General features: G+C 44.5%; 16 protein-coding genes. 1 reads left to right on the forward strand and 15 read right to left on the reverse strand.

Annotation, left to right across the window (positions count from 1 at the left end; translation table 11 throughout):
• Window positions 1-240: 240 nt before the first annotated feature.
• The 4 genes from VIN08_RS20195 to VIN08_RS20210 all read right to left on the reverse strand — a co-directional run bounded on the left by VIN08_RS20195 (window position 241) and on the right by VIN08_RS20210 (window position 4,126).
• The gene (locus tag VIN08_RS20195) at window positions 241-1,521 is read right to left on the reverse strand and encodes a vanadium-dependent haloperoxidase (protein ID WP_331968892.1); all 1,281 of its coding nucleotides are present in this window, start codon (window positions 1,519-1,521) and stop codon (window positions 241-243) included.
• An 85-nt stretch (window positions 1,522-1,606) separates the two neighbouring features.
• Window positions 1,607-2,485, reverse strand: coding sequence for an AraC family transcriptional regulator (locus tag VIN08_RS20200; RefSeq protein ID WP_331968894.1), 879 nt, complete (start codon window positions 2,483-2,485; stop codon window positions 1,607-1,609).
• A gap of 262 nt (window positions 2,486-2,747) precedes the next feature.
• Window positions 2,748-3,398 carry an NADPH-dependent F420 reductase gene (locus VIN08_RS20205; protein ID WP_331968896.1) on the reverse strand — a complete coding sequence of 217 codons (651 nt, stop codon included), beginning with the start codon at window positions 3,396-3,398 and terminating at the stop codon, window positions 2,748-2,750.
• 107 nt (window positions 3,399-3,505) lie between these two features.
• The gene (locus tag VIN08_RS20210) at window positions 3,506-4,126 is read right to left on the reverse strand and encodes a Crp/Fnr family transcriptional regulator (RefSeq protein ID WP_331968899.1); all 621 of its coding nucleotides are present in this window, start codon (window positions 4,124-4,126) and stop codon (window positions 3,506-3,508) included.
• A 451-nt stretch (window positions 4,127-4,577) separates the two neighbouring features.
• Here VIN08_RS20210 and VIN08_RS20215 point away from each other — a divergent pair, with 451 nt between their 5' ends.
• Window positions 4,578-5,165 (forward strand): TlpA family protein disulfide reductase, encoded by a 588-nt coding sequence (locus tag VIN08_RS20215; RefSeq protein WP_331968901.1) that lies wholly within the window; start codon window positions 4,578-4,580, stop codon window positions 5,163-5,165.
• Window positions 5,166-5,260: 95 nt separating this feature from the next.
• Here VIN08_RS20215 and VIN08_RS20220 read toward each other — a convergent pair whose 3' ends face one another.
• From VIN08_RS20220 to VIN08_RS20270, 11 genes are all read right to left on the reverse strand, one after another.
• Window positions 5,261-6,121, reverse strand: a complete 861-nt coding sequence (locus VIN08_RS20220; RefSeq protein ID WP_331968903.1) for a helix-turn-helix domain-containing protein — start codon at window positions 6,119-6,121, stop codon at window positions 5,261-5,263.
• Window positions 6,122-6,599: 478 nt separating this feature from the next.
• Window positions 6,600-7,901 carry a HupE/UreJ family protein gene (locus VIN08_RS20225; protein WP_331968906.1) on the reverse strand — a complete coding sequence of 434 codons (1,302 nt, stop codon included), beginning with the start codon at window positions 7,899-7,901 and terminating at the stop codon, window positions 6,600-6,602.
• Window positions 7,882-9,600, reverse strand: a complete 1,719-nt coding sequence (locus VIN08_RS20230) for a DUF3500 domain-containing protein (protein ID WP_331968908.1) — start codon at window positions 9,598-9,600, stop codon at window positions 7,882-7,884. Before VIN08_RS20230 ends, VIN08_RS20225 begins: the two co-directional genes overlap by 20 nt.
• Window positions 9,601-9,742: 142 nt before the next feature.
• Window positions 9,743-10,699, reverse strand: a complete 957-nt coding sequence (locus VIN08_RS20235) for an alpha/beta hydrolase (RefSeq protein WP_331968911.1) — start codon at window positions 10,697-10,699, stop codon at window positions 9,743-9,745.
• A gap of 500 nt (window positions 10,700-11,199) precedes the next feature.
• Window positions 11,200-12,405 (reverse strand): hypothetical protein, encoded by a 1,206-nt coding sequence (locus VIN08_RS20240; protein WP_331968913.1) that lies wholly within the window; start codon window positions 12,403-12,405, stop codon window positions 11,200-11,202.
• A gap of 177 nt (window positions 12,406-12,582) precedes the next feature.
• On the reverse strand, window positions 12,583-13,962 hold the full coding sequence (locus tag VIN08_RS20245) for an alpha-L-fucosidase (RefSeq protein ID WP_331968915.1): 1,380 nt from the start codon (window positions 13,960-13,962) through the stop codon (window positions 12,583-12,585).
• Between the two features lie 30 nt (window positions 13,963-13,992).
• Window positions 13,993-15,126, reverse strand: coding sequence for a glycoside hydrolase family 88/105 protein (locus VIN08_RS20250; RefSeq protein ID WP_331968918.1), 1,134 nt, complete (start codon window positions 15,124-15,126; stop codon window positions 13,993-13,995).
• 85 nt (window positions 15,127-15,211) lie between these two features.
• Window positions 15,212-17,125, reverse strand: a complete 1,914-nt coding sequence (locus VIN08_RS20255) for a glycoside hydrolase family 97 protein (protein ID WP_331968921.1) — start codon at window positions 17,123-17,125, stop codon at window positions 15,212-15,214.
• Window positions 17,126-17,227: 102 nt separating this feature from the next.
• The gene (locus VIN08_RS20260; protein ID WP_331968924.1) at window positions 17,228-18,721 is read right to left on the reverse strand and encodes a RagB/SusD family nutrient uptake outer membrane protein; all 1,494 of its coding nucleotides are present in this window, start codon (window positions 18,719-18,721) and stop codon (window positions 17,228-17,230) included.
• Window positions 18,722-18,732: 11 nt separating this feature from the next.
• Window positions 18,733-21,906: a TonB-dependent receptor gene (locus VIN08_RS20265; protein WP_331968926.1), complete on the reverse strand. Its 3,174-nt coding sequence runs from the start codon at window positions 21,904-21,906 to the stop codon at window positions 18,733-18,735.
• A gap of 535 nt (window positions 21,907-22,441) precedes the next feature.
• On the reverse strand, window positions 22,442-24,925 hold the full coding sequence (locus tag VIN08_RS20270) for a glycoside hydrolase family 2 TIM barrel-domain containing protein (RefSeq protein ID WP_331968929.1): 2,484 nt from the start codon (window positions 24,923-24,925) through the stop codon (window positions 22,442-22,444).
• Window positions 24,926-25,324: the final 399 nt, after the last annotated feature.

Below are 25,324 nucleotides of genomic sequence, written 5' to 3' on the forward strand. Positions count from 1 at the left end.
TATTCACTCCCTAAAAGGTGAATGGCAGGCTGCTCAACAGCTACACGACACAGAACGTGCTAATGCATTAAAGGAAAAACTGAACACCATTCTGAAAGATGCAGATCCTTCCGTGAAAAACAGTACTGCTGCATTTATACCCGTCCTGTCGCTGCCTTCGCACTAGCAAGATATAGTATATATTAAAAAGACCCGCTATACTCAGATATAGCAGGCCTTCAATATAATATGATGCTAAATTTACTTCGAGAGCTTTACGGCCTTTGCTACATTGTCTGCCACTTCTTTGCCAATGAGCAATCCCTGTTCAATAGAGAAACGGTAATGTATACCTCCATATAGCCGGGATATACCGGCCTCACGGGCAGCATCTGTAAAAGAGGTAAATTTCCGTGGAGCCATGCCCAGGTATGAATACGTTTGATCGGTAAAGGCAACGCGATCACCTAATACAACGGTTAATCCTGTTGCTGCTGCCGATGACAACGTAGCATGTGCAGCAGGATATTCCGGGTGAGGCGGTGTTTCAATCAGCGGCATCCATTCTTTCTTTATTAGTCGCTGTATATTCGTTACCGGCCGAACTACGCCATAGGTATATTTACCCTTCCATGCAGCAATAGTAGCATCATAGAGTGACAAATGCATACATGCATACGCAGCTGCACCTTTCTGCAGCGGAATATTATTGGATGCAACCACCTGCGCCAGTATAGAAGACCAATGCCCGGGCACAGTAAGAAATTTACCATTCGGTGAATCATCCCAGAACAACGCTATATTTCTTTGCTCATTGGTTAATGTCTGCGATACATCAAACACTTCCTTTACCATACCAAAATATACCGATGCCGGGTCCGTTGAAAATGCAGGAGGTGCTGTTCGCACAACATCGGTTGTACTACCCGCTACCATCGGTCTGTTTGCCTGCCAGTAAGGCAACGCTGCTTTAGCGAAAGCTGGCGGTGTAGGTTGCCACCAGGCTATTTCTGCAGGAGGTGTATAGGCAGCATTGGCTTTATCGGAGTTATCCATTTCGGCCCATGCTATAACTTCTTCTGCTATTCGTTTACCAAAAGTACCGGAAGCCAGCAACGCATCTTTTGTAATTCCGGATCGCTCCAGCAATACCTGGTTTGCTGCCAGCGTAGAATCTATTATAGCATGGTTCAGATTCCTGCCATAGAAATATACCAACATGGCTGCATACGCTTCGTTGGCTGCTGCTGCAGGAACTATAGCATCTGAAGGAAGTTTCTTCAGCGACAGGTCTGATACCAGCCCCGTAAGTGAATGGTATACTTTACTACCTGCAATAGACGATTCATAGAACGCAACGGCCGAGTAAACAAAATGCCGGGAATACGCCACGTGCCCAACACCTTTGGTTGAGCGAACCAGTTTCAAGTGAACATTTATCCAGTCCGTGAGTAATTTTCCGGAGTGGTCTTCTGCCCATGCTATACCGGGGTAATGGTATAGCAGCAAAATGATACAAAGAATGAGGGGGATTTTTTTCATATCGATTAGTATTTTATCGATTCAAAGATTGGTATATATAGGTTAACACCCTTTGCCTAAAAGGTCAACTTTTTTGTTCAGAAGTTCAGGCAACATCATGAAGAAGCGTTCGCTTGTAATTGGCGGGCGAGCAACCGAAGTATGCTTTAAACGCTTTGCTGAAATGTGCCTGATTCTCGAAACCACTCTCCAGCATAACATCGGGCAATGGTTTACCGGTAGCCGTTAACAGTTGCTCAGCTCGCTCGAGTCGTTTCTTCAGCAGCCAGCGACCCGGAGTTGTTTTATATATAGTTTGAAAGTCGCGCTTGAAAGAAGACAGACTTCTGTTGCACAGTGTGGCGTATTCACCCAACGTGAGGTTGTAAGGAAAATTAGCTTCCATTACATGCTCGAGCATTACACTCTTTTGTGCTGCTACTTCCTGCATATAGGTAATCAACTCAACATTCTCCGGGTTGTTTACGATGTGGATCAGCAGCTCGGTAAATTTTAGCTCGATCAGTTTTTCAGAAGGTGGCGTGTTTGCTGTAAAGTACGGAAGTATAGATTCATAAAACTTATGCAGCATGTCGTTAGTCTTTACCGGAAGAACGAGGTCGTCTTTTACAGAAGAAGCATTTATTACCGGAAGCTGTTCTTTATTGCTTACTACAAAGCGCGAGATAAAAGAATCGGGCAGCACAAATACTACAATACAAAACGGTTCACCAAAGAACTGCTCTACCAAACAGGCACCGCGCTTTACAAGCGACAATGTACCGGCAGTAAGCAACCACGATTTACGCGGTGTATGCAATGCCTTCTGTCCTGACAATACATAGTAGAAGTAATTATACTCCGACCACTTGGCGAGCTTGGTTTGTTTTACCGGGCAATCGTAGCTGAGAAAGAGTAACTCCCTGCACGTGAATTGCCGGAAGTATTGCGGATTGGACTTTAGCAGGGAGATGTAGTTAATCACGGTAATGAAGTTATCAACTGGAAGCAGGGCAAAATTTCATTCAAACAATGCTGCCTCCTGCTATCCTCGTTCATTAACCTCCATAATATACCGGTGTTTCTCCGCGGCTCAAGGGTAGTAAGGCAGACCAGGCACAAAGCAGGAATAAGATAGCAAATATTTCTTTACAGCACATATTATTTTGGCTTGCATGTTATCACAAGTGATATAAAACAACAGGCCACCCGTTAAGGCAGCCTGTGCGTATGAAAGTATATATACATTAAATTTTCGCCTTTGCCTCGGCCAGTGTTACTACTTTGCCGAGTGCTCCATACTCATGCAAGTCGCCAAATACTTCTATGCGGATAGATTGATCAACCCCGCCTGCATATAGCGGTTCAAAGCCACTGTCTTTGATCAGTTCTTCTACTTTGTTTTTCAGCGATGCATCATCGGTTGTGTAAAACAAGACCTTCTCCGGTTTAGTATAGGCCTGACCCGATAATGATGCTGCGGCTAATGAGCCGAAAGCTTTTACCAGCTTTGCATTTCCGGAAAGTAATTGGGCTATAATTTTACCAGCCGATTCTTTTTCGCCAATGATCTTTTTAAAACCACCGTTGCCATCCGGAGCAATGGGATTTGACGGATCGATAATGATCTTGCCCTTCAGCTCAGAAGTATATTTACCCACCAGTTCTTTTATTGTATCAAACCATACGGCCATCACTACAATGTCTGCTTCCTTGATCGCTGTTGATACTTCCAGTGGAGTTGCCAGTGCGCCTGACTCTTTCGCGAATGATTTTGCATCATCCGGTTTTCTGCTGGCTACAATTACCGGACGATTGCTCTTAATCAGGTTAGCGGCTACTATCTTGCCTATATTTCCCAGGCCAATGACAGCAATTTTTGATTTGTTCGTTGTCATAATTTGTAAAGTTTAGTTGTTGCTTGTTGAATGATTTATACTTCAAAACAACTACAACTTCACACGCAGCACCAATGACCGAGTTTAAGAAAAAGTATTGATCTGGATTAAGGGTTTTCTTTACTCCCCTTGCTTCGTCTGCTTCTCACGCGACTCAGAAATTCCGGTGTTACTCCGAGATAGGAAGCGATCTGTACTTGTGAAATACGATTGAGCAGATGCGGATAGTCTTCCAGAAAAGATTGATAACGTTCCTCTGCGGTAGAACTAAACAATTGTGCTATACGCTCTTGTTGCTGCATGAAATGATTTTCCATGAGCACACGAAAAATACGATCGAACTTGGGTGCGTTTACATACAGGTCGATCAGATCTTTATAGGCAATACGCAATACTACTGTATCTTCCAGCGCATCTATATTTAGTACCGATGGTTTTGTACGATGAAAACTGGTGAGGTCTATGATCCAGTAATTCTCTGTGGCGAACTGCAAAACATGCACCGCTCCTTCATGGTCTACTTTATAGAGACGTAAACAGCCGCGCACGACAAAATGAAAATGCTGGCAAACATCGCCATGCTGCAGAGCATACTGTCGCTTTCTATACAGGTGAGGATGAAACTTTGTTATAACCAGTTCCCGCTCCTCTTTGTTGAGAGGTAAAAGTGTATCAAAGTAATCCAGCAAAGGCTGAACAACAGCGAGATGTGAATTTGCAGTATCCATCGGCAAAGTTTCAGAAATCAGAATATTACTCCGTTACCAGCAATAAACGTTACAGGTTTCAAAAAAAGTGAAATCTTCCATATGTCGGATTAAAAATCAGAATAATCTTTAACGACACAGGTATAAGAGCTGCGTAAACAGTCGCAGAACACCGACCCGGTTTGTCTAAACCTGCTATCTTCGACCTTGAACAATTCCGACAGTAACGATTATTCTATTATAGTAGTATACTATAGATTGGCCTGTATCTGAAACCAATAAAGTTACTTTTACATCATCACATTTATCTGCACACTATTATACTTTTGATTTTTTTGCAGGACGTAAAAGCTATGGATCATCGCATATATACTTGCTCAAAAAAAAATATTCCGCCAACGTGAAACCTTCTGAGCATGTACCGGTAATGATCCCAACAAATAAAATTGAAACCCAAATTAATACTCTATTCATGAAAAGCAGACTTATTCTTTTACTCGCAGGTGCCATGTTGTGCGCTGGCATCACTTCGCAGGCAGGCATTAATACAACTTACATTCGAACAGAAGGAGACAGTGCTACAAACAAACCGGCACCTTCCTTCCAGCTAAAAGATATGCATGGCAATACTGTATCACTCTCTGATTATAAAGGAAAAATTGTGGTGATTGATTTCTGGGCTACCTGGTGTGTTCCCTGCCTCCAATCGTTCCCGGCTTTTCAACTGACGGTTGATAAATATAAGAATGACCCGAATGTAGTATTCCTCTTTATTGATACACGCGAGAAATCAGAAAACGCAGAAGCACGTATCACCAAACTACTGGAAGAAAAGAAATATACCTTTAAGGTTATACTCGATGAAAAAGGCGAAGATGGCGCTCAAAATGTAACCTATAAAAAATATGGTTTGATCGGAGTGCCAACCAAGTACGTGATTGATGGCGAAGGTATCATACGCTTTGAAAGTATCGGCTATGATCCGCGCCTGACAGACCAGCAAGCAGCCGATAACCTGGCAGGAATGATTGAAAAGGCTCGCCAGGCATCAGGCAAATAACAGCCCCTTCCAATAAAAAAAGTCCTGATAAATTACCAGGACTTTTTTTATATACTCTAAAGTAAATATATCGGGTACGGTATATCTATATATTACTACTTCCTGAAAGATACCGGTGTCATGCCCGTATGTTTCTTGAAAAGACGTGTAAAATATTCGGGCGTAGAAAAGTTAAGCTGATAGGCTATCTCCGAAACAGAATGAGAAGTATAGCGGAGCAGGTTTTGAGCTTCGCGCACTACATGCTTCTGTATGAGCCATGAAGCAGGTTTACCCGCCACAGCCTGGCACACACGATTAAGGTGTACCGGTGTTATATTCAGTTCGCATGCATACTGGGCAACACTCCTGGAGAACGCACCATTCTTCTTCATGCTGTCCTGAAAATCACGATAGTAGTCTTTGTACAGACTTCCGCGTGTCGGGTTAAAATACGGTACCGACATCAAGCGGAATAATTTCACGATCAACAAACCAACTAACGATCTTACTGCGAAATCTCTTTCAACCTGTGTATCGGAAGCTTCATCATCTATACTGAGCGCAAGTGTAACCAGTTCTGTAAAATCAGACGCTTGCTGAAACTCGGTTATCACGCTGATGTCTTTTAACCGCAGCTGTATATTGGATACATGCTTCAGTATTTCGTTTACAAAAATATCAGACAGCGTAATGATGCGACCCGTTACACCGGGATCAAACTCAAACCCGTGAACAACACAGGGCGGTATAACAATGGCAGCAGGTGCTTCCAGTTCATGGATACCCGAAGTTGTATCTACTTTTACCCATCCGCTTTCGATGAGGAATACCTGGTATAGATTTATATGCAGGTGTGGTGCAACTTTCCAATTAAACAAACCACTCCGGTCGCGGATAGACTCCGAGTATATATAGAATGGTGACGCAAACGGAATATTCTGCTCATACAAGCCATTATAATTCTTCAATTTCATAACACTCCTTTTTTTACCTTTAACATAACCCGGTTGTCAGAAAAATATAGCAGAGGCACAAAATACAAATTACTGTATAAAGTAAGTTTGTTTCAACACCCGAGGATGGGGTAATAGATGTAAGCTTTCCTTCTATAGACATATACATTTACCTCTCTGACAACATCGTGCTTGTTCAAACAACTTATTGAATAGCAAAGCAATCGGATATATAGATGGGATAATTTGCTGTATTGCCTTTCCTGCAGGTATATAGCTACATGCTGAAGCGCAGCCTCAAAGAGTTGAGGCAAATTAATTTAATGTGCCGGTAAAAATCATTTTGAAAAACGGGGCTATGACTGGTTCTTCACAGACTATGCTATCGCCCGAAGAAAAACAGTACCGCGTAAAGTATGATGAAATTTACAGGCTCTGTGAAGTGGAAAGAAGATAACAACCTTCACGCGATACTTTTCTCTGATCCGAAGATTAAACGTCAGATGTATTTTTTCGACATCTTTTGCAAGGTATATAGCACAGCAGCCAATAGCGCAAGCGCTGCCATTAGCCAGGGAGAAAACAAAAATACTTTATCAACCCGTGTGCTGATAAAATTATCTGCGCCGGTTATTCGCTGCACGATCCACCCGACAGAAGCAAGGCCTACCAGGCATGCAAAAGTATTTTTAAAGTATATAAACTGCGTTGTCTGACTCAGCATGATAAACCAGGGTATAATTAGCGCGATGATGTAAAGCTGCATCACTTCAATGCCTGCATTGAAACCAAGCACACTCAAGGCAAGGTCAACATTACTCAGATTTAACTCCTGTAAAGTCTGCGAAAAAGCCAGGCCATGAATAAAGCCAAAGCCGAAGGCTATAAAAATCTCTTTATGATAAAATACAGGTCGCACAGCATGAGCAGCCGAAACCAGTATCGATACGGCTATCATTACTTCAATAAACTGCTGCGGTATATATATCCAGCCCCAAACACCTATGAGCAATGCTATGGAATGACCAATGGTAAATGCCGTAACAATTTTCAAGAGCTTTACTATACTATATTTCAAGCCGGCATAGCCTGACCATTTTTTATCTTCTGCCAGCAGGCAAGCGGGCAAGAGTAAAGTGATAATAAACAACAGGTGATCGGTACCTTCTTTAATATGCTGCATACCTAAAGCGAACATGGCTTTAAAACCCTTAAACCAATTGCCTTCTTCCAGTTTTACTTTCAACGGCCATATTTTTCCCGTGGGTATATCTACAGCAATTACTCCGATCTGTCGGCCATCATCTTTTGTAACACCATTTTGCCAGTCTTGCTCTATCGAAAATATAATAGATTGATTGGGTATCTGGTGAATTACCAAGTCGCAGTGAAATGTAAAATTCCGTAAACTGTTTACGTTGGTTGGCACGAGGTATATTTCAGCAACTATCTCCTGGTAATCGCCTACTCTCACATCATTTGTTTGTTGGGTATATATATTTCCAACAGTGATCGACCAATTACTCTGCAGCGAATCCGAAACTGAAATATGACTCAGGAGATATTGCTTCAGGCTATCAACCGATTGCCCTGATCGCAGATCGATATGCATTTTAGAGGCGAGCTCTAAAATCTCCAGCGGAGTTTTAAACTGCATCAACACCTGCTCTGCATGGATCGTTAATTGCGCTTTGCAGTCCGGTAAAGAATGGGCTCCTGCCCGTCCTGATCCAAGGATCAGAACAAACAGAAGCCACCATCCCGTTTTTATATTATACATATTACCCTTTCGTTCCGCCATAATCTGTTGAGCGATCTCTCCATATAGAATGGAAATGTACTCCGGAAGGGAACACAATTCCACCGGCCACGATAAATTCGATCCACACATGCGGACCATCTATACGGAAGTAATCATACTTGGTAGTCATGGCTGTTGTACCGCTATAGAGTATATAGGTGTTATCCAGCTCGGATGTATAGGTCGAGAGGAAAGCCGCTGCATCGCTATCATCAATGTCGTTGGTATAGGTAGCAATCACATTCAACAACAATTGCTTTTGATCGGAGCTTAATCCACTACATAGCAAACCGGTTGATGTTGAAGGGAACTGCCATTCTTTACCCGGCACCAATACCAGGTCTGTAAAGGTTGAACTTGATTTTGCTGAACTGAGCTGAGAGCTGCTCAAACTTGCCAGCAAGGTTACAAACGCATCGCGCTCCTGGCTGATAGGTGCATAGGTTGTTGAGCCCGATGTAAAGGATACCGGCTCAACCGCTTCGAAGTGTGGTGTAGCACCAACCAGCACCCCGTTGATATAGGTGTTGGCTACCGTCTTATGGTGTCCTGTTTCCAATATCTCGAATGTGCCGGACAAAGAAGGTGTACCGAGGAATGCGAGATAATAATTACCGGAACCATAGTCGCTGCCACCACCATTGGCATTGAGGTAATCATCAGCCGCCCATACTTGTTTTACTTCATCCCAACCTTCGTTGGTAACCGTACCGGTCATCTCTTCGATCAAGGCTTTTGCTGCTGCTAATTGTGTTGAACTTAAGCTCCCCAGTTTTATACCTATACGGGGCGATAATGCTGCCGGTAAATTAGACCATGTTTTTGCATTGGAGAATGTATAGTCTAACTGCACGGTTGATACCTGTGAAGATGAAAGCGTTGCCTTGAATGCTTCTGCCAAACATATAATTTTGGAAACACCACTCTCTGAATCACAGCTTGTACTGGCCACTGTTTCACTTACCGTTAATGCCAATGTACAGGACTGTCCTCCGAAAGATATAGCAAACGAAGCAGTACCGGATGATGCCGGTGTACCAGATATAGTATAGGTGATGCTTCCTGATCCGCTCGCCAATGTACCTGCCTGCAATGTAGCGCTCAAACCGGTTACACCTGTAGAAGCTATAGCTGAACCTGCTGCATACGATACGCCATTACCACCGCTATAGGGAACAGTAGCCGTGCCGGAATAAGAACTTCCGCTGGTTGCTTCTGCAGAGAATGTAGCAGAGCTGCAGGTTAAAGCACTTACCGAAATGGAAGAGCTCGCTACCGATAAAGATAATGAACAGGATTGACCACCGAATGATATAGCAAAGGATGCTGTGCCCGATGCACTCGGTGTACCACTGATACTATAGGTTATACCTCCGGTGCCGCTGCTTAATGTACCGGCTTCCAGTGTAGCGGTTAAACCTGTTACTCCGGTAGAAGCTATAGCAGAGCCTGCGCTAAAGGCAGCACCGTTGCCACCGCTATAGGGTACAGAAGCTGTTGCCGAGTATGACACTCCACTGGTTGCTTCAGCTGAAAATGTAGCCGAGCTACAGGTTAAGCCTGTAACTGTTGCCGAGGTGGCCGTGGCATCATCATCCTGGCAGGCTACAAATATAGTGGTGGAGACCAGGCATATCACTGCCAGCGACAAGAATGCTTCTCCTAATTTTCGTCTTTTCAAATTTTTGTTTTGATTCATGATTCGATAGGTTAGTTAGATCATATACTCCTCTTTTCGTGGTCTTTTTCTTCACGGTTCATTTACTCTTTCTTGCTACTTCATAGTCGGTTAATTTGGTTAGTCTGTTCATTTACACATTAGTCATATTTACCCTATACTTCTATTGTAGTGCTTTATCCAGAAAGGCATATACCTTATCGAGGTTCTCCTGGCTGTTAAACTGTTTACCTCCGTGGCTGGTATCTTTGAGCAGCACCAGTGTTACCTTGTCGTGGCCAAGTACTTTAACCAGTTCGGTGTAGAAATTTTCAGATTGCTCTGTGGGAACCAGAGGATCTTCCATGCCGTGTTCAATAAAAAATGGCGGATCATTTTTCGATATATAGGTAGAAGGATTTGCACGCTTCACCAACTCCGGAATTGCTGTGATTGCTTTACCCAGCAATTTAGATTCGGGTGATGCTGCATTATTATGATCCGCGCGACCTTTACCTCTGGCTTTGAATTGCTGATCCATTTCATTGAATGCTATAGGACCAAACCAGTCCACCACGGCCTGCACCTTACTGCTTTGCTGTATATTTCCGAGACTGGCATCATCAAACTCGGCGACATCGCCTGTTGTTCCGGCCATGGCTGATAAATTGCCACCGGCAGATGCACCCCATGTGGCAAACTTATCGGGGTTGAGTTTATAGGTGCGTGCATTGGCGCGCAGAAAACGGATAGCAGCTTTCACATCCTGTATCTGCGCGGGAAATATAGCTTCACCGCTAAGTCTGTAGTTGACGCTCACAACGGCATAGCCATGCTTCAACCCCTGCAATGCCGGATGAAGTTCAAAGCTTTTTTTATCCCCCATTTCAAAACCGCCTCCGTGAATAAAGATGATCACCGGAAAAGGGCCATTGCCCTCACTCGGAAAGTATATGTCCAGCTTTTGCGCTGCCGATTTAGGAGCATATACTATATCTAGTATTTTATTTTTTATACCTTCCGCATGGCCGGGAGATTGCTCGCCATTAAAAAGCGCTTTGCCATCGGGCTGAGCCAATGCACGGGTAACTAACAATACACAAAATACTATACCCGTAAACTTTGAGAATACAGTCGTCATGAATAAATAAATTGATTGCAATGAGTTAAAAATCTGATCTGTAGAATCGCCCCAAAGAAGGTGTGTTTTACTTGAGCAAAGAACGAGGAGTATAGGCACTTCTATCAGCAGGTTTTTAACATTCTCATGTACAAATAGAACATGCAGAAAAACCAGACGGATGTTTGTTTTGGAAAATGTGATACACTATACCCCGTAAGGCGTTATACGTGTTTATGTGAGTACGTTGGCAGGTGTTTACGTTTAATGCATTAGAACGCTAAACCTTGAACAACTAGCGGTTAACAGAAATTGAATATCGAACAAGGTATATCGAATGTTAAAGCAGTATACTTCCTCTAATAACGATTAACAATTAACGAATAACAGAATTCGAATATCGAACGAGGAACACAATCAACGGATGTTGAAGTTAGGTGTGGCGTCACCTGAACGTTTCACTATTAACGGTTAACTATTAACGGTTAACTATTAACGATTAGCGGATAACCAAAAACGCCTCAAAGGCTTCGAATAAATTTCTCCAGGGAATTATCCTCGCTCAACTCAAAACGCTTGCGTAGTCTGCTGCGTGATTTTTTTACGCTTTGCTCGGAGATACCCAGGGCGCTGGCGGCTTCGCGTAAGGACAGACTAAGTTTTATTAATGCAGACAATCTTAATTCGGAAGATGTTATTTCGGGAAAGCGATACCGGAGGTTGGTAAAGAAAAGCGGATAGACAGCTTCAAATGTTTTTTTGAAATTAGACCAATCGTCTTCTGTGAGAATAGTAGTGTTCAGGATCTTGTCATAGTTCGTTATTCGTTCTGTGTCCAGACCTGTGCTCGTCTTTTTCATCAACTCGATCTCGTCACTTAACCGCATAATCAGATCTGATTTTTCCAGCAGACTTTTGGAGTATATATTTAGCTGCTCGCGCTTGGAGCGCAATAGTTCATCGTGTTGCTGCTGCAATGTATTTTTGGCCTCTTCTATTTCTTTTGTGCGCTCCAGTATACCTTGTTCCAGCCGTTGATTGTGTGTGGTAAGCAGTGCCGATCGCTCCACTTCCATTTTCCGTAATTCTACTTCGTACTTGAATTTCTGATAGGTATGATACGCGGTGATCAACAACGTAGGCACGCTGATAAAAAATAAAATTCCCTGTATAAGGTAATTATTGCGCTCGGCTTCTTTGTACCGTTGCCTGGCATTGACCTTTATGTCGTCTTCAAATTTATTAATGCTCTTTACCAGCGCATCGTATTGCAGGTATAAATGATAGCCGCGATCCTGGTTGGCAAGCTCCCTGAATTTTTCAAATTGATTCTGGTGAAGAAGTTCTACCAGGTATAAATTAAGATTTGCATACGAATTGATGGAATCGCGTAGCCGGTTAAATTCTGCTAAATTATACCCCTGCTTTTTTAACGATTGCTCGGCAACATCCAGCAGTGAATCTTTACTATGAACAGCAATCTTTAACGGGTAGAGATATTTATCTTCCCGAAATAATGCAAAGCTTCTTACCCCCAGATCGATGTTATGAATAATAACAATAGCAAAATGAGAAACCGTAACTTTTATTCTTTCGGCTTCCTGGTGTATTAACCTGTTCTCTTCAATAATGGTATTGTTGTAATAGGTGACTAAAAAATTCAACACAAACAACAACGTGATTGCACTGATGGAAATTCCTATTAACCATTTACTGAATCGCTTCACGGGGAAATATATTTCTTTAATTTAAGAAATAAACGCGATAATGGTTACGTGTATGGGTGTTTAGGTGTATACGTTGGTACGTTGCGCGCTGTTACTGGTGAGGAGCACCAACAACAGCGCGACACTGACAAAGAGCGCAATCAATCAATCACCAACGTATCAACATTCATTTCGCTACTAGCGTTTTATAATTCCCTTTACTTCTACTTTTATTACGGTAGCTATAGGATCGGGGGTTGTTGGTGGTAATGCGATTATCCATTGGTCGCTTTCCTTCCTGGCTTCTACTTTTTTACCACCGGCTAATAAGTGTGCGCTGTAAATTTCATTGGGTAATGCCGGCACGATGAGCTTTCCGTCTTTAGGCCAATCAAAAACTGACAGATATAGTGTTGTGTTTCCGTTCTGTTCTTTTCGTGTGCAGCGGCCCCAGGGTAAGGAGGCAAGCGGTGATGCCTGTGTGCCGTATATAGCCTCACCGTTGGTTTTCATCCAGGTGCCAATGGCTTTGAGCCGGTCTATACTTTCTGTTGGAAATTCACCATCAGCTTTTGGTCCTACGTTGAGCAGGTAATTACCTCCCTTCGATGCAATGTCAAGCAAATTGCGGATCAACGTTTCCGTTGTCTTCCATTTATCATCATAACTTTTATATCCCCAGGTACCATTCATGGTCATGCAGGTTTCCCAATCTTTTCCATCCAGCTCGCTGAGATCCGGTATACGTTGCTCAGGTGTTTTAAAATCACCAGGAAAATCCGGACGTTTCAATCGGTCGTTGGTAATCATGCGCGGCTGCAGCGGAAGCAGTGCCTGAAATTTTTCAGCAAACTCTGTCGTCATGCCTGTAGGTGTATCCCACCACAACACAGCAATGTCGCCATACTTCGTGAGTATCTCTTTTACCTGGGGCACCGCTATATCATTAATATACTCTTCCATCGTTCTGGTGGTTTGTGCGGGATCCCAATGTCCGGAGTGTGCTTCGGTATAGGCATCGATCATGGTACTATCCGGGTTGGCCCAGCCTTCAGTAGTTTTCTTCCTGGCAGCAGCACCCCCGGGATTTACCCAGTCCTGGGCATGCGAATAATATAGTCCTAATTTTATACCATGCCTGCGACACGCTTCTGCCAATGGCTTGATCACATCTTTACCATAGGGTGTGGCATCCACTATATCCCACGTAGTTACTTTCGAATCGAACAACGCAAAGCCATCGTGATGTTTGGAGGTGATCACTATATATTTCATACCGGCATCTTTCGCCATTTTAACCCAGGCATCCGGATCGTATTTAACCGGGTTGAATTGCCTGGCAAATGTTTTATACTCTGCCACCGGTATCTTGCCGCGATTCATAATCCACTCTCCTATACGATTTACTTTGTGCCCCTTATACATACCTGCGGGCACAGCATATACTCCCCAATGGATAAACATACCAAAGCGCGCTTCGCGCCACCACTTCATCTTTTCATCCTTATCTATAGCCTGGCTATATAAGCGGGTAGTCATCAGGAGTATAACAATAACAAACAAAAAAAGCTTCTTCATATCATCGTATTTTTTCAGTTATAGTATAGTTTACTTGCGCAGCAAAGCGGTGGCGCACCATAGCACAGGAGCTTGCCCATGCATATCACCTGTGATACGTTTTCGATCGAGATAATATTGGCGATCGTTTTTCTTATTGGTTCCCTCACATACTTCACCAATGTCACCGTTCGCATCTATATAGGATATCAGTGCGAGCCATCCCTTGCGTGCAGCCGCTCCATATATAGCTTTATCGAGCCATCCGTTCTTCACCCCGGTGATCATGGCGAATGTAAACATACCGGTAGAAGATGTTTCGGGCCACGATGCAGCGTCATCGATCAACTGCCTCCACATTCCCTCGGCTGTTTGATATTGCAGCAACGTAGCCATCATCTTTTTATAGGCTTCCATAATCCGAGGTCTGTCAGCATTATCCAATGGCAATGAACGGAGCAACTCCGCAGTGCCGGCTGCCATCCAGCCATTACCGCGTGCCCAGAAGAAAGGCACATCGGGTGCATGATAGAACAAACCATTATCGCGTTGCAGTGAATCAAGGTACATTACCATTTCGCGGGCAGCACGATCTATATAGTTACGATCGCCCGTAGCACGAAATGCCTGCGCCTGTACTGCGGTGATCATAAACATATCATCGATCCACAAACGTGTTTGCCACGTGTAGCCCATACGATAGAATACGTGCGACTCTTCTTTCACACGCGGGCCCTCCGGTGGCCCCCATTGTTTATCGGCAATACTCTTTCCGAGGCCGAGGTATTTCTGTTCTTTGGTTTGTATATATAGCTCTAACGGTATCGAGCCGAATACACTATAATCTACATGATCTGGCACCGGCACCATGCCTGCTTCGGTGGTAAACAACGGTTCGAAACGTTTGATCAGCGCCTCTTTCAGTTTTTTATCTTTACTTTCTTTCGCAAAAGTGAGCGCACCATACCACGCGCATACTTCCGGGTAGGTAATCACTTTCGGTGGCGCAGGTCTGCCAAAGTTAGGGTGTGGTGTCGCTATAAATCGGTCGGCAACACGTTTACCAATCTCTTCTGGAGCGGAGCCTTTGGGCCAGCCAGAGAGTTGTGTTTGTGCTATAGCGCTGGATATAAATAGCGAAAGGAAGAGTAATGTTACGTAGTTATATAGCTTTTGTGTTTTCATATATCATTTCTTTTATAGAGCTGCTGAATACAGGAGTAAGAAGTAAGGAGTAAGTAGAGGTCATGATATAGCGCTATATTTAGGTTTAATAGAATATAAAGCCGCCTCTGGGTGGTAGGGTTATTTTTATACCTTTTCCGTTTGTTTTGAGGGACTCCGTTTTGAAGGTGGCGGAATCCTTTCCATCGGTGATATAGTCGAATACTGTTTCCTTTTTAATGAAGGGAAGATCGAAAGTGAGCTCCTGTGCAACGGCCTGACCGTTGATGCCACCTATATACCAGGCATTGGCTTTTCTTCTCGCCACTATGATATATTTACCGGGTATACCGGTTATATACTTTGTTTCGTCCCACGTGGTGGGAACTTTGCGTAAAAATTCCTTGGGTTCATCCGGGAGTGCCTCGTATGATTTCATATTGTCGGCAAAATGAAATATACCCGACTCAAATACGATGGCAAGCGCCAGTTCATGCCCAAAGGTGGTCTGGCGTTTGGCTTCGCGCTTGTTGGTAAAAGTTACCGGTGTATAATCCATCGGCCCTACAGCATTGCGCGTAAAAGGAAGTATCGTATTATGTACCGGTGCGCGATCACAAAATTCCTGGCGCCCTGCACCTTCGGCTCCTTTCACAGCTTCCATCGACATCAGGTGCGGATAGGTTCGCTCCCATCCACGCGGCAACGTAGAGCCATGAAAATTTACCATGATCTTATATGCAGCAGCATCGCGCAGTATATCCATATAACGTTGCATGACGGGCTGCTTATCACTATCGAAGAAATCTACTTTTATACCTTTCACGCCCCATGCCTGCAACTTCTCAAATTCCTTTTTCCTTTCATCCGGAAAGGCCATCAGGTTGGCATAGCTCAAAGTATCTTTCTCGCGCCCCATACCGGAATGATACCATAGCACCACGCCTACATGTTTTGTGTTGGCATACTTTACGAGGTCTTCCATCGTGCCGCCTTTCATCTCCGGCCAGCCTGCATCAATGAGTGTATACTCCCACTGCATGGAAGCTGTAAAATCTATATACTCCTTCTGTATGTTGAAATCTTTTGTTGTGGCTCCGGCCGACCACCAACTCCAGCTTGACCGCCCGGGTTTTATCCACGATACATCTTGTATTACGGAAGGTGGATTCAGATCCGTTACAAGTGTAGCCTCCTGTATAGTTGCCAGTGATGGACCGATCACGGCTACACGCCACGGTGTAGACCACGGCAATGTTGAAACGGGCTCGGGATCAGCATCGCTTGTTACTTCTTCTTTTTCAGGAAAGCGTATAGTATATATAGCATGGTTGTCTTTGTCTTCCAGGTGTGTGCCCGCGTAATGTTCATCGAGTGCTGCTTCGGTGATCAGCATCCACAGATCATTAACATTAAATAATGCAGGGAATGCCCAGCCGGCCGGGTTCGGTGAAGCACTCCCTGCAGCTATACCATTTTCATAGAAGGCTTCATAACATGGTTTCTTTCGCACATTCAGATCATAGGGTTGTATCCAGGCATGCGCTGCCTTCGGAACAGCGAAGCCCGATTCTTCTTTTATAATTTTATGCAATACACTCTCCTGTTGGGGAAAATGATAGCGGTAAGCCATGCCATTGTTATAAGCCCGGAAGAATATATATACCTGCTCCTTGTTTTCGTTCTCAAAGATGAGCGTAAGCTCTTTGGCATAATTGCGGGCTTTCAGTTTTTTACCGATCTGCAAAGTATAGGCTTCATCGATCGTGCTCTCTCTTTTTGAAATGAATTTGAGGTTTCGGGAGAATGACTGATCATCGCGCACTATACCCAGGGGCGATGCCTCCAGGGCAATCCGTTTGCCGTACTGCACAGTATATTGCAGCCGTCCTGACTTATTTGAAATGGTTACTTCGATCTTTGCATCCGGAGAGGTTACTTTCCACTCCTGCCCCTGCACTGTTTTTATAGCAACCAATAGAACTATCAATATGGCCGCAGCCGCGTTTCGTATAAACATAGTATAGATATAGTATATATAGTTAAATGAAAATAAACACCAGAGCTTCCTCCGCGAAGCTCTGGCAAAAAAGTTCAGACAACGGGTATGCTCTGTCAATCATTATTGCCAGGGCGGGTTGTTCTGCCACACCCCCTGCATAATATCCATCTGCGATTGCGGCACCGGCCACAAGTAGCCATCAAACTTGCGCTTGTTTCCGTTCTGCGCATATTGAATGGTCGGGATTACCTGCTCAGCAATTTCCCAGCGGATAAGATCATTATACCGCAGTCCTTCGTAAGCAAGCTCCACACGTCTTTCGTTTCGTATGTTATCACGTGTCAATTCTGTCTTAGGAGGCATCTCTACACCTTTGCGTGCACGCACATCGTTCAGCGCCTGCAGCGCACGCGGGTCTGCACCTTGCCCGCTCTCAAACATTGCTTCGGCATATAGCAGCAACAGATCAGCATAGCGCATCTTTACTATATCCTGGTCGCTCAGGTTAGAAGAGTTGGCCGTACGAAGAGTGGGATCGATCCATTTTTTAAAAGCCATGTTGGTAAAAGGTATAGCACTCTCAGACACGCGACCGTCATTGGAGAATGTACCCGTTTTAGTATTGTTGATCCACGGATCGCCCGGTTGAAATATAGTCATCTTCAAACGAGGATCTTTCTCACCGGTTACTGCATCCTTTACTTCATACGCATCGCGCAATTGTGGCGTAGGTGCTACCGACATACGACTACTCACATACTGATCGAGCTGATGATAATCGGCCGGAGCAGTATATATTACCGAAAACATAATTTCCGGGTTATTATCCTGCTCTTTAAAAAAGAGTCCTGGATAGTTTGTATATAGTTTAAATGGATTTTGCGCGTCACCAATCAAACTCCACGCAACATCGGCCGCTTCCTCGTAACGGTTGTTATTCATGAGTATACGCACCTTCAGCATAATGGCGCTTCCCCTCACTGCGTGGCCATCCGTATAGGCAACGTTAGGCAAACCCGCTATCGCTATATCTATATCATTCAACAACTGTTCTACTACATCGGCTTTGGCTGTGCGGGGTGTACTCCTGTAATCACTGTCTATATCCTGTGTTACAAGCACCAATGGCACTGCTCCATAAAACTGAACCAGTTCGTTATAGAAATAGCAACGGTTAAAGAGCGCTTCGGCTTTGTATTTGTTATAGTTGGTTACCGTTAAAACACTTTTTACCCGGTCTATATTATCCAGGAAATAATTACACTTAGCAATACCGTTGTAGCAGTCTGTCCAGAACTGATTGATGGCTCCGCCCGTGCTCGGATTGATGCCCCCTTGTGCAATGCCCATGTAGCCGGCAAAGCTGGAGGTGATGACGGCATTATCCGAAAGACTCTCAATATCAAATGCCACACCGTTGGCACCTCGCACCGAACCAAATATACTGGTGCGATAAGTTGAGTATGTAGCCGTTAAAGCGGCCTGCGCATCCTGTTCTGTTTTCCAGAAATCATCGGAGTTTAATTGTGTTAGCGGTTCGCGATCCAGAAAATCACTGCATGACGAAAGTATATATACCGCGACCAGCAAAAGATATACAGATATATTTTTCATAGTATATTTCTTTATAAGGTTGCCCGCACGCCAAAAGAATATATAGTAGCCTGCGGATAGATAGCCGCGCGGGCCGAAGTTGTTGCTGCACGCTCCGGATCAAGCCCCTGGAAGAACTTGGTAAACGTCTTCAGATTATCCACAGCTGCATATACCCGGAAGCTCTGCATCTTTATCCGCTGACTCCATGCTGTTGGCAATGTATAGCCCAGTTGAATATTCTTGATGCGCAGGTAAGAAGAGTTGCCCAGCCAGAAAGTTGAATTTTGCGAGTTGGGTGTATAGCCACTGTCTACATATATACTGGGAATAGCGTTGGATGTTCCTTCGCCATCCCAGGCTTTTGTCTTCCACCAGGCAGGTGGTGCCGATGCCTGGTTAAAAGGCGATACACCCCAGCCGGTTACATACGTTCTTCGGCCATATACTCCCTGTATAAAAATGCTAAGGTCAAATGATTTATACCCTGCTGTAAAATTCATTCCATAATTGAATTTCGGAAATACGCCATTGACCGTTGTGCGATCATAGGTGAGATCAACCTTGCCATCGGGCACGCCATTCGGACCGCTGATATCTTTGAATTTCAGATCACCCGGTTTCGGTGCTATACTGGTATAGGAGGGTGTAGGACCATTATCGATCTCGCTTTGATTCTGATATATACCATCCTGTACCAGCAGATAGTATGTATTATAGGGAAGACCATTCTGACGTATATTTACACCACTGATCTCGCGCGCACCAAAACGGATAAGTTTATTCCGATACGTTTCCAGGTTAGCGCTAATACCATAGGTAAACTGACCGATCCGGTTACGATGACCGAGTATAAATTCCCATCCGCTGTTTTCCAATATACCATCATTGATCGTTGGTGCATTTAAACCGATATGATCGGGCACCTGCAGATCGCGAAGTATATCTTTTGTTTTTTTCCTGTACCAGTCTACCGAACCTGTTAACTTGGCGTTGAACAATGCAAAGTCGAGTCCCAGATCAACTACGGTTGTCGTCTCCCATTTTATATTCGGATTGTTGATCGCACGTCTGCTGATTCCCTGCGCCAGTGAACCGGCAAAATTATAGTCAAGCATTTCATCGTCCGATGTGGTTGATATCTGTAGTATATTCTGGTAAGGATAATTACCAATGTTCTGATTACCGAGTTGTCCCCAAGAGCCGCGCAGTTTCAACTCATCCAGCCAGCGTATACTTTTCATAAACGATTCTTCCGCTATACGCCATCCTCCGGATACCGATGGAAACAACGCCCAGCGGTTGCTTGGCGGGAAACGCGAAGAGGCATCGTATCGGAAACTCGCTTCGAGTAAATATTTACCGGCATAATCGTAGTTCGCTCTTCCAAAGAAAGATTGCATCGCCCACTCATACGCATCGCTTCCGTTCGTCTGGCTGGCAGCCGGTGCTACAACAAGTTCCCACAATTCTGTTGATGGGAGTTTGGTTCGATACGCATCGAGGCGATCGTACCGAAAACTCTCCTGCTGATAGCCCAACAACCCATGTATGTTATGTACAGTGGAGATTGTTTTGGTATAGTTCAGCGTTCCAAACAGAGTATATTGATTGGAACGTGTGTTGCGCTGTGCCAGTGAGTTGGCACCACCATTCCATACAGCACCCTGGTTATATATACCGTTGGCATCCGGAAAAAATTCATAGCCAACAGAAGAAACAACCAATGCTTTGTTCATCTCTTCTTCAAAGCGAACCGAGCCCTTTACCTCGGCCGTCAATCCATCAATAACCTGCACATTGATATAGGGGCTGAATAATATATAGCTGTTCACAAAATCTTTACCGCCTCCTGCTGTAGCAATGGCAATGGGATTTTTATTGCCACCTTTATTCTGAAACGCATACGCGGTATATCTGCCACTGCCATCGGGCAGTAACGGTGTGCTGGTAGGTGGCGCTGCATATGCGGATAACATCTGGTCTTCCGAACTATTAAAGTCGATAAGCTGCGGCCCGGTAGTGCCGGTAGTGATAGCGGTATCATGACGCCTGCCTCGCGCCATCGAAACATTACTGCCAAACGTAACGCGGCTGCCCAGATTGGTTTTGAAATTTACCTGTGCATCATACCGTTTATAGTCCGTTGCCAGCAACATCCCCGTATCATCGAGCAAGCCAAAGCCCACGTTGAATGTTGTGCCTGCCTTGCCTCCGTTTACGCTGAGAAAATGTTTATGTATAGGAGCGCTTCTGATCAGATACGAAGTCCAGTCTGCGCTGGGATATTGCGCAGGATTGTTGACAGCACCCTGGCGATACATTTCGATCTGATCATCGGTATAGCGCCACTGGGGTTGTCTTCCGGAGTGATCGATCGCTTTATTCATCAGCTGCATATACTCTACGGAATTGGTAACACGATCGATCTTGATAGAAGGATTCTGTGAAGAGTAGGTATAGCTATAGTCAACACTCAGCCTTCCCTCCTTTCCTTTTTTTGTTGTTACCAGAATTACGCCATTGGCTGCACGCGAACCATATATAGCAGCCGAGGCAGCATCTTTCAGCACCGATATATCTTCGATCATATTCGGATTCAGCAGATCGAGTCTGCCTTCTATACCATCGATCAACACCAATGGATTACTGCCTGCTGAACTAAATGTACCTTGTCCGCGAATGCGTATCTGGTTGCTCTCGTCACCGGGGGCAGCAGAGTTCTGCGTGATCTGCAAACCGGGAGTACGCCCTTGCAGTAAAGATATAGTATTGGGCGCTTGCCGCGAGGTAATATCACTACCTGCAATGGTAGACACTGCTGCGGTCATATTTACTTTCTTCTGTGTACCGTACCCGACTACTACAACTTCGCTGAGTGTTTCTACATCAGGCTCCAGTGCTATATCGATCGTGTTCTTTCCACTCACGGCTATGCGTTGTGTTTTATAGCCTATAAATGAAAATACAAGTGTAGCATCCGGTTTGTCGATCGAGATCGAATACTCTCCATTTATATCAGAGGTTGTACCCAGCGCGGTGCCTTCTATCAGAATGCTCACACCCGGCAATGATTCACCATCTGTTGAAGAGACTTTTCCTTTCACCTGCTGTGCCCACGATGCGTGGCCAAGCAGCAGCAGTACTATTGCGAACCATCCTGCGGTGCTGATCCGTTTTCTATTCTGCGGTAATGTTCTCATCATACGCTTGAATATTTTTACTCGCTGATCATTTATCGACCGGTGTTACCATGACTGTTACTCCGGAAACAATCCGCATATACCTTGACAGGTATACCCGGCAATTACAGTGTGCATTCTTTTTCATAATGGGGTTGGTTTAGGGCGTTGCTATATATAGGTTGCGCAAAAGCAGCGTGACACCACGCAAACGTTTGACGCATAGCCAAATTTTGCACACAACAGCCCGTTTCAAGGGTATAGAAACTGTTCAAAAACAGGAAGAAATCGTTCAGATGATGGTGATGAACAACCTATAGGGACTAATCGGATAAAAATTACACCCGCAACGGTTTAAATATATAGGTATGCCGGTATCAGTATGATGATATTGCGTATTGACAGGTGTACGTCTGTAGCAGGGAGAGCACTACGTCACTTCAACCGCAACATAAAGAAAAAGAAAATATACTACGTGCAGTCAGGTGTTCCCACCTGACTGAGTGCAAAAGAAAATATACTTTATAGTAGCACCCATTGCAGAGTGGAAACTTGTAACTTAATTAAGGCCTATCTTCGCATCTGCAAGATTCAGAAAAATGGTTGGTATACCGGGCGACTGCACACTGAGTATATTTTTATCCGTGCCGGCCTTTATGCTGATAACAGCCCGGCCATTGCAGGCTTGTACTTTTCGCGAGCCGGAAGAAGTTCCCTGGTTATCGATCAGGTTACCCTCGCCTGCCAATGAAAAGTATATCCAGTTTCTCGCATCAAGACAAAGTATATTTTTATCGTCCGTAAGTTTTACTTCTACAGTTACGATGTTCTTATCTACCCTGACTTTCTCTACGGTTAACCGTGCAGGATTTGCCCAGCGCTCGGTTTGATATTGCTGTGTTATTTCATCTTCTACCACTACTTTACCTTTTCGCGCTTTCACATGCAGTATAGTATTGCCTTCCGCAAAAGGCACCATCCATCGTAAACCTGCAGCCGGAAAATCCTGACTGTCTCTTTTCTTTATACCATAGCTTTTGCCATTTACAAACAACTCGGCTTCATCACAGTTGGAATATACTTTTACAATCTTCTGTTCCTGCGCATTTCCCCAGCGCACCGGCCAGGTATGTCCATATATATGTACCATCGGTTTATCGGCCCAGTATGATTGAAATACATAGTACGATTCTTTCTTTGTGAAGTCGCGCTCAACAACACCTTTCTGATTTACATATGGCACCGGGTTATCGGGTCGCACCGGTGTAGAAAAATCTTTGAACGGCCAGTACGCTGTACCTGTAAGCCACGGCATAGTTTCCTGTTCTTTCAAATGCCAATCGATCAGGTTACAAATATAGGTCTCACTCCAATCGCCATCTTTGGAAACACGCGGGGCGCCACCACGAAGCGAAGCATCACCGGCACGTTCATCGGCACCGGCTCCGGTTGTAATCTTTACCGGTATATCATCTGTTTCTTCAGCATGTCTGCCGGCATGACTATCGCCACCCCACTCTACATGCAGAAAGTGTTTTACCGATTCAAATTCTTTTCGCGATACATCTTTATACTCGGTATAGCGCCCTCTATACCAGCCGGCCCAAATGGAAGGTGAGTATACATCTACTATGTCTTTACAGAAATCGCATCTGCGGATCGCAGTTTTTCGTGCAGGATCCAACGCGTGCGCTATAGCATTCAGCTCCTTCATAAAGGCACGAATCTTTTCTTTATCAAACTCCTGAAAATCTCCCGGCCAGTCATTTTCATTGCCGAGTCCCCAGATAATTACCGAGGGGTGATTATAGTGCTGCGTGATCATGTTGGTTAACATACCCCGCGCCTGATTCTTATACAGATCATTCCCTAATCCTCCGCGACACCACGGAATTTCTTCCCACACTAAAATGCCAAGACTATCGCACAGGTTCAGTACAATGCGCGACTGCTGATAATGTCCGAGGCGAATAAAATTCACGCCCATCTCTTTCATCATGATCATCTCCTGGCGGATCATCGTCTCCGTCATAGCAGCACCAACACCGGCATGATCTTCATGGCGATGCGTGCCGCGCAAAAGCAATCGCTTACCGTTAAGTATAAAGGGTCCGTGATCTTCAAAGACAAAACTGCGCAGGCCGATCCTTTCAGTGTATAAATGCGTACCTGCGGCAGAAGCTAATCGAACTTCCACCGTGTAGAGGTTGGGTTGTGCTGGCGACCACAACTTCGGTTTCTCCAGTGTAACAGTCCATGCAGGCAGTGAATCGTTCGTTATCGTCACTGCAGATTTATACTGTCGCACCACTTTTCCCGAAGGGTCGCTCACGCGTACTTCTATATCAGCGTTGCTAATATGGTGGGGATTATAGAGCTGTGTTTTTATTTTCAGCACAGCAGTTCCTTTTTCATTGATCTGGTGCGAAGCAGCAATCCGCTCAACTGAAAGAGCCGGTATATATACCAGATTCAGATAGCGGGTAATGCCCCCATATACATTGAAGTCCGACAGATTGGATGGGATCATCTGCAAATCGCGCGAATTATCGCAGCGAATAGCAACCGGTATCTTTCCACCAAATTGTTTTTGATATACTCCCAGCTTTTTAAATTCTTCTACTGCTTCTGTAATATCTACTGTCCATTCGTCATAACCGCCAACATGCGAACCAACTTTTGTAGTATAGATATATACTTCTGTTTTCTGCGCAGCCCCTTCAAAGTGCAAGAGTGTACGACCGTTCTCATTCGGATTACCAATAGATAATACAGTACGATACCAGCCGGGTCCCTGATAATAGTTTATATCCGGATCAACAGCGTCTGCAGCATTGAAGCAATGGGGCAGTTGTACTTTCTCCCACAGCGGCACACTCTCGGGCGCACCTTCTCCTACAGGCCGCATGGCTTCCCATATACCACCGAGATCGCCTTTATAAAATTCCCAACGGTCCGTCAGGCGAATGCTCTGCCCCAATACAGGACGCAACGCTGTCGCTATAGTTAATAAGAAAACACTTACTGCAATTTTTATACTCATATCAACACACTCATTCTATACATATATACTTGTGACGAACGATCCAGTACAGATCATTATCCACTACAGGCTGATCACCAGCAACGTCATCAACATCATTACCAGCAGAAACATAACAACTCCTTCCAGTATGCGGGTATGGCGTATCCTTTTTTCTTCTTTTCGTTTCATGAGATTCATAACGTTGTATACAAGGTCAATATCCGTGGTTTGGTTTTTCCGGAAGGTATCCAAACAATTCATTAAGGTTAAAAAAACGTTCACGCGTCTCTCCCTCCTGTGTGGGACGAAAAACAGACATCACCACACCTACTGGTGGCACTACTTTATTTTATTGCAAGAAGCACAACAGCGGGAGCGTCAGGTGGAGAAAACGATCAATAATGTGTAAAATCTGTT

This window comes from Ohtaekwangia sp. (assembly GCF_036568665.1).
Lineage (GTDB): Bacteria > Bacteroidota > Bacteroidia > Cytophagales > Cyclobacteriaceae > Ohtaekwangia.